The organism is Pseudomonas putida (assembly GCA_041879295.1).
GTDB classification, from domain to species: Bacteria; Pseudomonadota; Gammaproteobacteria; order Pseudomonadales; family Pseudomonadaceae; genus Aquipseudomonas; species Aquipseudomonas putida_Y.
Map to the genome: position 1 here is coordinate 3021402 of CP047152.1, position 14684 is coordinate 3036085.

At 55.0% G+C, this 14684-nt stretch carries 10 protein-coding genes and 2 pseudogenes; 4 read left to right on the forward strand and 8 right to left on the reverse strand.

The window, feature by feature from the left end:
- Positions 1-4: 4 nt before the first annotated feature.
- Together GST84_13680 and GST84_13685 are read left to right on the forward strand one after the other, a co-directional pair.
- A complete protein-coding gene (locus tag GST84_13680; protein XGB13358.1) occupies positions 5-358 on the forward strand; it encodes a TraR/DksA family transcriptional regulator in 354 nt (117 codons plus the stop codon).
- 45 nt (positions 359-403) lie between these two features.
- Positions 404-1366 (forward strand): DNA-binding protein, encoded by a 963-nt coding sequence (locus GST84_13685; protein XGB13359.1) that lies wholly within the window; start codon positions 404-406, stop codon positions 1364-1366.
- A gap of 422 nt (positions 1367-1788) precedes the next feature.
- Here the strand turns inward: GST84_13685 and GST84_13690 are convergent, their stop codons facing one another.
- The 6 genes and pseudogenes from GST84_13690 to GST84_13715 form a co-directional block, all read right to left on the reverse strand.
- Positions 1789-2769, reverse strand: coding sequence for an IS5-like element ISPpu18 family transposase (locus GST84_13690; protein XGB13360.1), 981 nt, complete (start codon positions 2767-2769; stop codon positions 1789-1791).
- Positions 2770-2833: 64 nt separating this feature from the next.
- Positions 2834-3034: pseudogene (locus GST84_13695) on the reverse strand (TetR family transcriptional regulator).
- Positions 3035-3059: 25 nt separating this feature from the next.
- The gene (locus GST84_13700) at positions 3060-4142 is read right to left on the reverse strand and encodes a tyrosine-type recombinase/integrase (protein XGB15768.1); all 1083 of its coding nucleotides are present in this window, start codon (positions 4140-4142) and stop codon (positions 3060-3062) included.
- 755 nt (positions 4143-4897) lie between these two features.
- Positions 4898-6475 (reverse strand): hypothetical protein, encoded by a 1578-nt coding sequence (locus tag GST84_13705; protein XGB15769.1) that lies wholly within the window; start codon positions 6473-6475, stop codon positions 4898-4900.
- 40 nt (positions 6476-6515) lie between these two features.
- Positions 6516-7673 carry a tyrosine-type recombinase/integrase gene (locus tag GST84_13710; protein ID XGB13361.1) on the reverse strand — a complete coding sequence of 386 codons (1158 nt, stop codon included), beginning with the start codon at positions 7671-7673 and terminating at the stop codon, positions 6516-6518.
- 98 nt (positions 7674-7771) lie between these two features.
- The gene (locus tag GST84_13715) at positions 7772-7936 is read right to left on the reverse strand and encodes a DNA-directed DNA polymerase (protein ID XGB13362.1); all 165 of its coding nucleotides are present in this window, start codon (positions 7934-7936) and stop codon (positions 7772-7774) included.
- Between the two features lie 986 nt (positions 7937-8922).
- On the opposite strand from GST84_13715, the pseudogene GST84_13720 reads away from it, so the two are divergent.
- Positions 8923-9907: pseudogene (locus tag GST84_13720) on the forward strand (hypothetical protein).
- A 413-nt stretch (positions 9908-10320) separates the two neighbouring features.
- On the opposite strand, the gene GST84_13725 reads toward GST84_13720, so the two are convergent.
- Entirely contained in the window at positions 10321-11355 is a 1035-nt protein-coding gene (locus GST84_13725; protein XGB13363.1) for an SDR family NAD(P)-dependent oxidoreductase, read from the reverse strand.
- 480 nt (positions 11356-11835) lie between these two features.
- On the opposite strand from GST84_13725, the gene GST84_13730 reads away from it, so the two are divergent.
- Positions 11836-13641, forward strand: a complete 1806-nt coding sequence (locus GST84_13730; GenBank protein XGB13364.1) for a glycoside hydrolase family 15 protein — start codon at positions 11836-11838, stop codon at positions 13639-13641.
- Positions 13642-13684: 43 nt separating this feature from the next.
- Here the strand turns inward: GST84_13730 and GST84_13735 are convergent, their stop codons facing one another.
- Positions 13685-14683: an SDR family NAD(P)-dependent oxidoreductase gene (locus GST84_13735; protein XGB13365.1), complete on the reverse strand. Its 999-nt coding sequence runs from the start codon at positions 14681-14683 to the stop codon at positions 13685-13687.
- Position 14684: the final 1 nt, after the last annotated feature.

A 14684-nucleotide genomic window follows, 5' to 3' on the forward strand; every position in this document is an offset into this window, starting at 1 on the left:
GGCCATGGACGACGCCCTCGATCTTGCCCATTTCAAGACCCTACTGGAACAGCGGGCTGCCGAGCTGGATCGGTTGCTGGAAGACGCTGAGTCTCGCTCGCAATCGGTGGAGTTGGATCAAAGCAAGGTAGGGCGTCTGTCGAGGATGGACGCACTCCAGCAGCAAGCGATGAACGATGCCATCCGCAGTCGGGCGCAGCATGAACGCGTCCGCCTCCAGCTGGCCCTCAAGCGTTGGCACGAGGGCGAGTATGGCTGGTGTAACCAATGCGGCGAGTTGATCGCCTCGGGCCGCCTGGAATTCGATCCGGCCACGCCGTTGTGCATCACCTGTGCGAGCCGCGCCGAGTCGGATTGAAACCATGACAGCTCGTGACGTCAGTCCCAATTAACGAGGCTTCTAATGTATTTGATGGCTAAAAACTGGTTGGGCCGAACACAGAAAACAAGTGCCTGGATGTGGGCACTGCTGTGCTTTGTATTGCTTACCGTATTCCAAGTCCGCACCCATCACCTTGATGATCGGTTGTACTTCTGGATCAAGACCCACTGGCACACCGACGATTGGCAGGAGCGCTCTGTGTGGCTGCCTGACTATCGGGTTGAGCTCGATGCTAAGCCGGTTCCCGGTGTGGACAACAACCTTTCGGGCCTGACCTTCGACCCTGACCTGAACCTGCTATGGGCGGTTACCAACGGCCCAAACGAACTATTGGCCCTCAGTCGTGACGGTGACGTGGAAAGGCGCTATAGCCTGGACGGTTTCCACGATGTGGAGGCGGTGTCCTATGCCGGCAACGGCCAACTGGTAATCGCCGAGGAGCGCCGGCAGAGCCTTGTTATCGTGGATGTCCCCCTCGCCGAAGGCAGTAAGCTTTCTCCCGGTCGCTCATTGAGCCGAGACCAGTATCCAGCTCTGACCTTGGCACTTGGCAAGGCGGACAACAAAGGCCTTGAAGGGCTCGCCTACGACCTGAAAGGTGATCGCTTGTTTGTGACCAAGGAGCGTGACCCTCGCCAATTGCTGGAAGTGGGCGGCCTTCGTGCCAGCCTGGCAGGAGGTTTTTCCCTGCACGTGCGCGACCTGTCCAACTTGGTAAAGGACAAGGTATTTGCCACTGACTTGTCTTCGGTCGTCTTCGATCAACAGAGTGGCCACCTGATATTGCTCAGCGACGAGTCGAAACTGCTGATTGAAATCACCGATGAGGGCAAGGTGGTGAGTTTCCGCTCCTTGGCGAGGGGGTTTGCTGGTTTGCTGAAAGGCATACCCCAAGCCGAAGGCGTAACCATCGACGATGAAGGGTATTTGTACGTGGTCAGCGAGCCGAACTTGTTCTATCGCTTTACCCGCGAGACAGACTGACCAGTCAACAAGCTACAGTCAGGCGTGGCCGGGACGCTTGAACTGTTAGCGTGCGATTTTTACGAATTCTGCGGGTTCCCCATCAGGGCCTAGTTGGCCCTGGTTTCAGAGGGAGTGCGGTGACCTTACCGTTGGCAACCGCCTTCAGCTGAATCATCTCGAATATTAGTCGCTGGTTAACCGAAGCCAGCCGAGCTACCTCCGCTAAAAGCTGATCATTCTCTGCACGGAGCACCCTGTTCTTTTCTTTCTCGCTCATCAACGCTTGATGCTTAGGGAAGGTCTGAAGTAGCCCTGTATTTCCGGTCGACTTCAGCCCTCGCTGCTTTTGAAAGCGGGCCGTCGATCAAATTCGACCAGGTAACCCGCTCAGTTCTCCGTTTTTGGCCGCCGCGAGCACCTCGCAGCAGCCATTTTCCGCATTACAGGTGCACCTTTCCTGCGGTAGTCAGCAAATGTCGGCGCGCCATCCATAGGTTCGACAGCGCGAACAGCGTCACCAGCTGAGCGGTGTTCTTGGCCAGGCCACGGAAGCGCACCTTCACGTAACCGAACTGGCGCTTGATCACTCGAAACGGGTGCTCGACCTTCGCTCGCACTTGTGCCTTGGCCTTCTCGATCTTGCGCTTGGCTTTGTACAGGGCGCTGCGTTTATCGAGCTTCTTGTAGGTGCTGCGGCGTGCTGCGACCTGCCAGATCACTTCGCGGCCAGCATGTTCGGGGCGCTTTTCGACGCCGGTGTAGCCGGCATCGGCGCAGACGACGTTCTCGTCACCGTGCAGCAGTTTGTCGACCTGGGTGATATCCGCCACGTTGGCTGCCGTGCCTACCACGCTGTGTACCAGCCCCGACTCATCATCCACGCCGATGTGCGCCTTCATGCCAAAGTAATACTGGTTCCCTTTCTTGCTCTGGTGCATTTCCGGGTCGCGCTTGCCGTCCTGGTTCTTGGTCGAGCTGGGCGCGTGGATCAGTGTGGCATCGACGATAGTGCCCTGGCGCAGCGACAGGCCGCGATCCCCCAGGTAGCCATTGATTACGCCGAGGATGCCGGCTGCCAGCTCATGTTTCTCCAGCAAGCGACGGAACTTGAGGATGGTGGTTTCGTCGGGAATACGCTCGAGGCTCAGCCCGGCGAACTGACGCAGGATGGTCGTCTCGTAGAGCGCTTCTTCCATGGCCGGGTCGCTGTAGCCGAACCAGTTCTGCATCAGATGGATACGTAACATGGCCATCAGCGGATAGGCTGGACGACCACCTTCACCCTTTGGGTAGTGTGGCTCGATCAGGGCAATCAATCCCTTCCACGGCACCACCTGATCCATCTCGATCAGGAACAATTCCTTACGGGTCTGCTTGCGCTTGCCGGCGTACTCGGCGTCGGCGAAGGTCATCTGCTTCATGGAAAAACTCGGCTGGCGGGATCGGCGTATTTCACCAGATTCAGGAAGTCTTTTTCAGACCTTCCTTAGAGTCTCGCTGGGCTCGCACCGACTTGCCAACGATGTTGCGAATCCTTTCCGCTATGCTTGGGTAAGTGTTATGGATGAGTCCCGGAGTCACACCTGCGGCACGGGCAACGGATGTGATGGAAAGCTTTCCGTCACCAGCAATGAGATCGTCGACGACCTTGTTGAGCGCGGCGAGTGTCTTCGACCTGGAGCGAATAGGAGAGTCAGGGCCCACCGCCTGTCTAGTCATTTGCCGCCTCCTCCATTTCCTCAACTGGAGAAAGGCCAAGGCTGGTAATTACATCTAGTGCAACCTGCAAGTCGCGTTCTGCGCGCTGCCTAACAGCCGGGCCTGCATCCTCAATTTTTATCAGCTCTCGCTGTTGAATGTAGATGTCCTGCCAAGTGCTGGCGAAGACTTCATCGATCACCGAATTTTTGCACCCTGGACACCGTGTGGCTTCGTATAGACCAGCACCTCCGCAGCCCCGCTCTGTGGCGATGCACCAGCCGTGTCCAGTCGCACGAATGTTGGCATGTGGGGCGGTCTGGGCAAGCAAAGCAGCTCTATCCTTGATTGGAATTGCCCGCAATTCCACAATCTTTTCGCCAGCGCCCCCTGCCAGTGGCTGATCATCGAGCCATGATTCGATCAGGTCAATTTTAAACTCTGTCATCTGCTGGAAGATCTCATCAAAGAGAGTCAGGTCTTGCTGCGGATTGGATGCATAGAGTTGGGTCATACTCATGCTGCTGTGTTTGAACTGCCATTTGAGGTAGATCAATGAAGTGCGGCCCATACGGGATTCTACAAAGCATCTTGCATATGTTCGCCTGCATTGATGCGTCCTCAACGGCCAATCGCTTCCAGCGGCTTTAGCTATACGGTCAAACGCAGCATTGGATGCTTGCCCGCTGAGAGCCTCAACATGATGGCTTTCCTGAACTTTCCCTCCTTGTGTGTTTCGTCCCAAAAATAGTTTATTCGCGTCTTTTCGGGCTTTTTCGAGCCTAAGGAGATGTTCAGTTGAATACGAAAAATCCCGATTGCTTGCAAGCTGTCTAATCTCTTCATCCAGCTCTTTTCTGATGGGTGCTGAATATTTTGCCAAAAGACTTAAAGCTTCAATCGTTAGTTCTGGCACAAGATATTCGACTTGGCCTTTACCTGTCTTGTGCTCGACTGTGGTCACCCAGCAAAAATTAATTCCATTTCTTAACTCTTTGCGCCAAGCGCCAACCTCAATTCCAATTGCCTCGTCATTGCGCATGCCGCTAGTGATTGAAACTATATACAGAACAGCATCTCTGCAACGAATTGCCATCCGTTCATCACTAGGATGATATCCAATACCATTGACTGCCAATTCGGCCTTCATCTCCCGGACAATGCTTTCGCAATAGTTGAAAATCCTAGATTGTTCATCATGAGGAATGATATCTGTTCGCCCGACGTTTTTAGTGGCAGCACCCAACCCTTTTACATTCGCGACCCCACAAATCCGCCACAATGTCGAATTACCCCAAGGATAACTCTGAATGGGAAACATCGTGTCGACAGAAAACACCCAAAGAAAATCAATAACCCGTAATCGCCCATACAGCGGGAGAGGCCTTAACTTCAATTCATATTTGCAATGATGAACGTAATTGCTGACATGGATCGGACGGACATCTGCAAAGCTTGAAACTCCTAGATTGTTTAACCAGCGAACAAAAGGCATCACGCTGACGACGGCGAAAGTAGTAATGCCCCGTGCGATAGGAGGTTTGGATCTAGGCATTCCTCTTTTAAACCAAGCATAAGCAACAGCTTTGCAGTCATCAATAAGCGCCCGAGGCATGCCCATATCCCAGTTGATGAATTTATAAGAATGAGCAATATTGGCCTGATCAAAAAACGGGCGAAGATCCCACTGTGCATCGCCAAACCTGCTAAGAACGAAGGTTTCTCCATCTTCATTAACGATAGCGCTGATCACGATTGCATCCCGCTCTGCGGGACTTAGACCATTCGCTGAAACTGGCTGTGCGATGAGGACATCATATGCCTTTAACACCGCATTCGTGGTTCTTATGCTCAAATTTCGCCGCCCAATTTTTTCTTCATGAACTCGATTTTTTTAGCCCAGAACAAGTGCGGAGATGACTCAGCCTGAGCCCTTGCTTGCGAAACCAATGCAAGATCAAACTTCTGGGTGAAATCATCTATCAATCGAATATAGTCAAACTGACGCTTGCGCCATGCGCCCCACTCGTCCGTGAGAAAGTATTCGACTTCTGCATACAAGAATTGTTGGTAGCTGAACAGCCGGTATAAGTCCTCCAAGGTGCCTACAATTGCATAGCTAGGGCAACCGAGGCAGTGGATGAATTCAGAACAATGATTGACGCCATCCTTTGGTGCCAGACTACCGTAAAGGCTATCTTTGCAGCCGCCTGGTGGGGTTGGTATAACGTTTATGCCACGTAGTTTGTCCGGAAAAGCCTCCCCAACAAATGTCGCCCCGTCGACCTTGATCTCATCGTTGATTTTCAAATAGTGATTATCGGCGACACCAGGGGTATGACCCATAACGGAGGAAACTTCTATAATGTCGCCACCGCTCAGTTTCCACAAACGGCTTTCCATAGTCTTTCGCAGCCGACTAAGCGTGACATTTAGCCGATTGCCTTGATCATCCTGAAGCGCATGACGCTCACAAATGCTTTTTGCCGTGACATATAAAGCACCGGGTGTAAGGGTAACGATGTCGTTCGAGCGGCCAGGCTGGCCCGAGCGATATAACCACACACATGAAGATATTTCATCAGGTGCCAGTGCTACGAGTGGCTTAGAAATCTCCAGCGCCTTATTGAGGACTGCCACCCCATCCAGGGGAATAGCACTGTACTCATCTAGCAGATTAGTCTGACGGATTGTTTTGCTCTGTGCGCCTTTACCTCGACGTTTGACGGTAGTAATCAACCTGAGATTAGGAATAAATGGGTGAGGCTGTAGGGCATCCCTTTTCATCTCCAAGAGCGGCGTAGTATTGATTCCAGACCTTGCCGCAGTAATTAGTAGCAATACAGCCATCGCCTCCGCGCCATTTCCAAGGAATGTACCCTTATGGATGGCAATAAGATCTGACTTCAAAGCGCCAATCAGCCTTTGCATTTCACCCAAGGTGAGCGGATCTGCATCTTTAGTGCTCTGCGAATTATTAGGAAATGGATTGAGGGGCAAAAGATCGTCAAGATTAACTTCAATAAATCCATATTCAGCCAAAACAACAACTAACGACTTGAAGCTAGTATAGTAATTCTTGGCTGTCGAGCCGTTAGGGTATTTTAGCCTCAGCCAAGAGACGTATCGATCCAAGTGGCTTTTGGTAAGACTGTTTGGCGTTGCAGGTGGCGACTTGACCGAACCTCCACTCAAGAAATTTATAAAAAATCTCAGCCCGTTCGTAGAGTAACCAATCAAGGTCGTCACTGAGAAGTTTCCTCCTTGTAGCAAAGCTTTGATAACGTGAAGACTTTGAATTGCCCAAGCGTCGAAGCCCAAGCCTAAATATTTCGTATGATCGAGTTGCCTGTGGTTTCTCGGGTTTCTCGGCAGGTCAATCTTGATATCATCTTCGACAGCCTCGAATCCTTTTGTAACCGACCGCATAACCGCCTTGTAGCTTTTTTGCCGAGCCAATGGTGCTACCTCAAATACGCGAAACCGAATCAGTCATAAACATCATGTCAATTTCGTCCTCGTGAGCAAGGACGGATTGGGCTTCAAGCTGGTTTATGAGATGCAAATAGATCATAGTTGTTTGCACATCTGAATGCCCCAGCCTATCTCGGACATACAACAATGGCTCACCTTCAAACTCTTTGCTTTTTCGAAGAGCAAGCAAGGTATAAGTCCCATAGGTGTGGCGTAGCATGTGGGCCCGAACATAGAAACCGCACTTTCTTTCATAGGACTTCATAACGTCCACTACGGAATCTTTTGAATAATGCCTGCCTTCATTAGTCAGCAGCAGCGCGGTAACACGTCCATCACCATTGGACTTACGAACCTCTCGTTGGTGAAGGGAGTAAGACCACATGCTCTCCATCAACGACCATGGCACGTCGATAGTTCTAGGCCGGTCGTACTTGATATGCATGTCTGAAGGATCAAGAGCAACACTGATCATTTGCCTTGGGCGCAGTCCCTTCTTCAACCTGGGGTTGAACACATATTTGAGAGGAAAAGACCTCGCTTCACAGGAGCGAAGGCCGGTACGCACCATGAGGTGGAACAATATCTGGTGGCTTGGATCGGTATCCAGGGCAAGGCATACCTTGACTTGATCCTTGGTCAGGAATTTGGTCAAGCGCTTTCGGTCGCGAACCATCACCGAAACTTTCGTGCTCTCGGCTCCGGGCAGAGCGATATGACTGAGAAGACCGGAATGTTGGGCAACTCTTACCCTTTTCTCACCGAAGGGCAGCACAGTTATCAGGTTGCGCTGCTTAGCCCATCGGTAGAACCTCACGATCAAGGCCAGACGATTGTTCACCGTGCCGGGATCAAGTGCTAATTCTCCGCTCGACCAATCCCTGTACCTCGACAGAGCACTCAGACCGTGAGCCGGGCTTTCCTCGTCCCAGCCCAATCCATTGGCTTCCAGGAAGGCAAAGTAATCGTACAGACGCCGTCCATAGGCTTCCCAAGTCAAATCGCTTAGGGCCTCACCTGACTCGATAAGCGTGTGCCAAAGGAAGGATTGAGCTGGCTCGACTGGCCATCCCTCTGACCCAATCAGCAACGGAAAGCCTTCAAAGGATCGACCTGCTAATGCTAGGTCTTTTGTTGCGAATACCAGCCTCATGCCGCTGCCCTAAAACACTTCCAATGGATTGCCTTATGAAGCCTGGAAACTGCTGTTCCAGAGGGGTTCAGAAGGTGGCGCGGACTCTACAGGATTTACTAACGATTCCCACCCCTCAGATCGTTGTTCGAAAGGACCACGACTGGCTTCTGTGCCAAGTCCGGACGGAAGATCCGCTCACATGAGCAGTAAAAGCTGTTGCAATCGACCAGGGCAAAGACGCTCACAGCATGCTCCTGAGCAGCATGCTGATCACTCCCCATAGTTCCACCTGCTCTTCGTCGGCCAGGATTTCGCGATGGCGGCCGTCGGCTCCTACCCGTGCAAGATGTAGTCGTTCCAGTGCTACCCGCTCCACGAGCGCCAAATGATGCTCATGGTTCGCCACCACGATTACTACATTGCCGGCACTAGGCTCGAGGGCGCGGTCGACCACGAGTACATCGTTCCGGTGCACTCCGATCCCAACAAGATCGTCGGTGTCGACTAGCCAAAGCCAAATGTTGGGTGCCCCCCATCCCACCGCGGCGTCAAGGGAGGGGGGAAAAAGCAAGTGATCCTCAGCCGGGCTCTGGAAACCAGTGATCTTCAGGCGCTGCTGCGCCAGGGCGAGACTGGACAGCCGCCGGCCGGGAGACGTAAAGCAGTCCATCTGGGCGGTCGTCTCAAAGCTGTATATGCGTACAGTATAGAGATCAGCCCCGGGTTGGCGTCAAGCTGCGCGCACTGGGTATGTCACTGTCAGCGGGGAGGATTTTGCTGAAGGGGGGCCATCCATGGCCTCTACCGTGCAGTATATGGCCGGTAAATGTCCCAGGCGCGACTGCGGGTTACCGCCGGTCAGTTCGAGTCAGCGTGCATCGATTGCTGCGAAACGTGGAGCAAACCTCAATATGTATTGGACAGGGAGCGTGGGCAGGATGGGCCGAAGGAATGGGATTTTCGGGGCAGGCTGGTCGGGACTCATCCTGCTGGCAGGGGTGGCGCTACTTGCGCCTGAAGCCGCATATGCTGGGAAGCTAGGACAGGCACTGGGCTCTGCTGCTGGCAGCGTCGGAGGGACTGCGGTTGGAGGCGTATCTGCAGAAGCAACCCGACAAGCTCTTGCTGCCAAGGGCATGACGGAGGATGACTTCTTCCGAATGCTGTTCGCTCGAGGCATCCCTCGCGCAAAGCAAGATCTCCCCAAGATGGTCGACGCAGAAACAGAATTTTATGACGTCACTGGTAGCGGTAGGGAATGGGGATACTGGCCTTTCACAACGATTGCCTCTTGGTCCACGGAAAGCCTGTGGATCTCGTCTACAACAGACTCACCGATTTCTATCTGGAAGGTGACAATTGCAGCGCGCTGCGCAGCGCTTATTTGGCTGATGTCGTGACGGTAACGCCGCACCCTCAGGCCTATGCCCTTTACGCCGACAAACGCAGGTTGGTTGACCTAACCAACGCACGTTTTTTGGAAGAGATTGGCGTTGATCAGCAAATCCGAGCCGTATTGGCCCAATACGTCCCGCTTACCGTTCCTGTCGAGCATGGTAATGCAGAGCACCTCTGGCAAAACCGCCGTAGCCTCTTTTTCAAGCCCGTCAGCGGGTTTGGTAGTCGCGGTGCATACCGAGGAGACAAGCTCACCAAGCGTGTGTGGGAAGGGAAACTACGTGGCCCAATCCCTTGTGGCTCCCGGCGAGCGTAGAACCGTCGCCGACCCTCAGGTACGACCAATGAAGTTTGACCTGCGCGCGTACGCTTATGCTGGCGAGGTGCAGTGGAACGCTGCCAGGGTCTACCAAGGCCAGACGACTAACTTTCGAACGGAAGGGGGCGGCTTTGCTCCTGTGTTTACCTTAGTCGAGGAAGAGAAGCGAGCCGGTTCCACAGAGCAGCGGTCGCACGCCTCGTTCACGTTCTTGCTCGACGAAACCGGCGCCGTAGAGGAACTGCCGCACCCGCTTTATCTGGCGTTGGTTCGAGCGGAAAAGGCTACCTCAAAGCTTGCCGGTAAACGTTTCCGATTGGCCGACTGGTATGTGGCAATAGAAGATGGCCGTCCTTCCAAAGTCATCCGAGAGTGGTACGGGTGGGTAGCGTTCGACGCAGCTGGTGGTTACCACCCTGAACGCGGTTCGCCGAAAAACGACGAGTCGGATAGTGATGACAATATAGATTCAACCGCTCTACCGACACGGGAAGAACACGATCGAATTGAGGAATTGTTGTTTAAAAGCGAGTGAGAGCCTGTCTCGCACAGCCCAGAGGTTCCTTCCGGGGCGCAGAGCCAAAGGAAGATTGCCTTCTCACTCACCTTTCAGGGCCATCATTAAACCCTTGAAAGCGCCGTTCAGCCGAGTAAATGCAGCCTGGAAACGAATCGAATTTTCCGCATATTTTGCTTGTTCAACCTGAACGTCGACTGTGTTCTGATCAAGTGATGGTTGATTGGGAACCGCCCTGTCTTGGACCATCTACTTCTGCAGATTAGTTAATCTACCCTGTCATGAAGCTGAGCTAGTGATTACATTTTTGTAAGCTATCGGTTTTTTGACCGAGCGGCCGCTCACCCGCATAAACTGGTAGCTCATTACCAGAAATCACCAGCACGGGTATTTCATCCCAAGCCAGCTCGATCAACCGGTAATAGCCGGCGTTATTTCGATTGCTTTCGTGCAGTCTCTTCCCGCTCCATACGTTCACGCACGCCGCCTTCCACACCAGTGCCAGAGTGCATTGGCTTGTAAAGCGAACCCGTTGTTGGCGGTGCTGGCGGAGCTTTTTCGATCTGCCAGCGGTGCGCGATGTTCGCCGCGATTCGCTCGGTGAGAGAGGGGAACAGCGAATGCGAGATCACTGCGCCCCGGGCTTTCCAGCCTACCGGCAGACGTTTGCGCGGGTTGACCGAGACCCAGGCGATGGCTTCAACCACCTGCTCAGGGCCGTCCATTGCGGCCATGCGTGGCGTGCCGCCGGTGTAGTTGGCCGCGTGTTCCCAGAACGGTGTGTCCACAGCCCAGGGCATAACAGTGGCGACACTAATAGTCTCGCTGCCGCTCAGGCGAATCTCCTCGGCGATTGCTGCCCCGAGATTCATCACTCCACCTTTGGTCGCTGCGTAGGAGGCATGGTAAGCCAGCGGTATCTCGCTCTCGACCGAGCCGACGTTGACCAGCGTGCCGAAGCCCTGAGTTCTGAACTGGCGCATGGCCGCGTGGCTTCCGTAGATCACGCCCTTGAGATTGACGTCCACAACCCGCGCATGGTCCTCGACGGGGACGTCTTCGAAGCGCCCCAGTGCTCCGACCGCTGCGTTGTTGATCCACACGTCGATACTGCCGAAGCGTTCGATGGCGGCTTGGGCCAGGCCTTGTATGTCGGCTGGTTTGCTCACATCGGTGGTCACTACGAGTGCCGACCCTCCTGCCTCGCGTATCTGCGTAGCCAGTTCTTCGAGCACCGCGGTTCGGCGGGCCGCCAGCACCACGTCGCCTTGCAAAGCGGCAAGCCTGAGCGCCACGCCGCGACCGAAGCCACTGGAGGCACCAGTGATGACGAAGGTTTTGCCAGCTACGCTTGGCTGGTCGCTTGGTTTCAGGCGTGGGGAAACGGCGCAGCCACTGAGTTGCAGGGCGGTAAGCAGAAGCAGCAGCAAAGCCAATCTCTGCGATGAGAAGATTCGCAAAACCATTATTGGTTCTCCTGGCAAAGTCATACGGCCGAATGGTCCGTAACTCCAGTGTTGTACGACTGCCTTGTGCCAGCGCCGCCGCAGGACAGGCGAATAGAACTTTTCAGGCTAGATCATCAATCTAGTTATGGCGCGGAAACTTGATTACATTTCTGTAAGCATAGAACTGAATTATTGAGCTATACGAATGCATGCTTGGAAAAGATTTTGCTATTCGATCTATCGAGTCTGACAATTCACAATCGCAATTGAAACTACTGATTAATCGTGCAGTCGACTAATAATCTGTTTCTTGTATTTTCGCGCGGCTTGCGCTTCGAAAAGCGACATCGTTATGGTTAAAAATAAGCCGGCGTACGTCGGGTTACTCTTCATGCCAACTTCAATGCATTTATTACCTCAACGCGAGCCTGCCGCTTTGAAGCAGCAGTCCAGACTGGCCTTTGAACCGTCTGTAAGCGCACCGACACGAAGAGAACTATGAGAATTAATCAGCAACTGGCAGCTGGAAAGGCAGAATATCCAACGATCGCTTCGCTGGCGGCCATCGGTGATGGTCGCTCCATGGCATTGGTGGGCCCAGATGGCAACGTGGAATGGTTCTGTCCCCAGCGCTTCGATGCCACACCGATGATTTGGCCGCTGCTCGACCGTCAACGTGGCGGGCGGCTACAGCTGTCGACACCGGGTGACGTCAAAACGCATTATCTGGACGATTCTGCAGTATTAGAGTTCGAAGTGCACAGCGCGTCCGGGTCCGCCCGTGTCACGCTTTGTATGGAGTGGCCTGGATCGGACGATCAGCAACGCTTGCTTTGGCAGGTAGACGGCTTAGCTGGCCGCTGTGAGTTCACTCTGCAGTTTGAGCCGCGTCCAGATTTCGGAAGCGTAGCCGGTGAGGCAAGCATTTCAGCCGAAGGGTTAACCTATTCTTATATGGGTCAACAGCTGTTGCTTCAAGCGAACTGCGCACTGTATCCGGACGGCGAAGGCTGGAAGGGAGCGATCTCAGTAGATGCAGGAGGGCGTGCGGGAGTTTCTCTGAGCGTTTCCTTAGAGCAAGATGCCCCACCCGTTCCTGTGTCGATTGAATCCGTACCCGCGCGGATTGAGGCGACCCTGGTTGCGTGGCGCGATTGGTGCGCAGCGCTGGAGTGCCCCGCAGCATATAGAGGCGCCGTGGTACGCAGCGCGATTAGCCTTAAGCTATTGATTTACGCACCCAGCGGAGCGGTCGTTGCCGCCGGAACCACTTCCCTACCTGAACACCTGGGCGGGGAGCGGAACTGGGATTACCGCTACACCTGGTTTCGAGATGCGGGGCTGACACTTGGTGCTCTTTTCGGCCTCGGTTGTCGGGATCAGGCACATCGTTGGGCCCAGTGGATGCAGCGAACCATTGAGCAGCATGGGACGCCGCTGGCCGTGCTATACGATGTAAACGGAGCTGCGCCACCGCCAGAACGTAATATCGAAGGGGTCGATGGCTATCGCGGCTCGCGGCCGGTGCGTGTGGGTAACGCTGCTGATGGCCAGTTTCAGCTGGATGTTTATGGCGAGTTGCTGGAGTGCGTGAGCATCTGCGATAGCATGGGCGACGATGCGATGCGGGCGCACTGGCCTCATATGCGCGCCGCTGCTGATTTCATTGCAGCGCACTGGCAGGAGCCTGACCAAAGCATTTGGGAGATGCGCAGCGCGCCGCGCCACTATGTGCACTCCAAGGTCATGGCCTGGGCTGGTCTACAGCGTGCGCTATGGCTGAAGCGCCGCCATGACCTAGACGGAGATGAGGAAAGTTGGGTCAATCAGGCCGAGGCTCTACGTCAGTTAGTCCTGCGCCGTGGTGTCAGCGCCGGCGGCAACAACTTCGTCCGGGCCTTGGATGACGATAGGCTGGATGCTAGCCTCCTGTTATTAGCGCGTGTTGGCTTCGTCGAAGGCGGCGATGAACGTTTCGTCAATACGGTCGATATGATCCGCAAACAACTGGACGAAGGCGGCGGCGCGCTACGGCGCTACCCTGCTGAAATTTCGGATGGGCTAGAGGGCCGAGAAGGCGCCTTCTTCATCTGTAGCTTTTGGCTGGTCGAGGCATTAGTGCAAACCGGCCGGCCTCGAGAGGCAAAGGAGCTTTTCGAACAGCTGCTGCAACGCAAGGGTGAGCACGGCCTGTTCGCTGAGGAGTTCGACACCCGAAGCGGCCAGCATTTAGGGAACGTACCTCAGGCCTTTTCTCATGTCGGTTTGATAAACGCCGCCCTGAGCCTCGGCTCTGCTGATTAACGTAGCTGCAGCCTGCATGGTCCAGTCGATGCCACCCAGCTAGCTAGCGGGCAATGGCAACTACTGCCGCTACACAAATCACCATTACCAGTGCCAAGGCGCCCGTGGCCAGCTTGCCCACGGATTCGGAACTGAGGCCCAGTGCTTTGTCCTTGGCCTGCGCGCCGAAGCGCCCTTCGAGACGGTGCAGGCCCTCTACGGGATGGAACAGGTTGTCAGGCTGTTCATCACCGGCCGGCGAGTCGGTCATCTGCCCACTCCAGGCCTGCTTGGCCATCATCCGGTCGAGTAGGCCGGGCATGAACATGTTGCCGATAATCGCCTGAAAAGAGGCGCGTCCGATCCACAATTCGCGCGGCGCATCGGTTGCCGCGCGGACAATCGCGCGCGCTGCCACAGCAGGCGTATGGATCGGTGGGACCGGCTGCGGTCGTTTTTGCATCTTGTTGCGCGACCAGTCGAACTGCGGCGTGTTGTGCGCTGGCAGCTGCACCATGGTCAGCCGCACCCGGCTGTTGGTATGGATCAGTTCGCAGCGCAGCGAGTCGGTGAACCCACGAATGGCGAACTTGGCGGCGCAGTAGGCCGATTGCAGCAGTATCGCGCGATAGGACAGCGCCGAACCCACCTGGACGATGGTGCCGCGGTTGCGAGACTCCATATGCCGCAGCGCCGCCAGCGTGCCATGCACGAAGCCCAGATAGGTCACGTCGGTCACACGTTTGAATTCCGCCGCGCTGATCTTGTTCACCGGGCCGAACACCGTCGCCATCGCCGCGTTGACCCAGATCTCGATCGGCCCCAGTTCCGCCTCGATCCGATCGGCCGCCTGATCGATAGCTTCGGGGTCGGCGACATCCGCGGCAATTGCCAGAACTTTCGCCCCAGCCGCTTCCAGCTCGTTGCGAGTGTCCGCCAGGCCCTGCTCCCCACGCGCAATCACGGCGACGCGGTAGCCGGCCTGGGCGAACGCGTGAGCCGTCGCGCGGCCTACGCCTGCGGTCCCGCCACAGATAACGGCGGTCTGTTCGCGGTCGGTCATG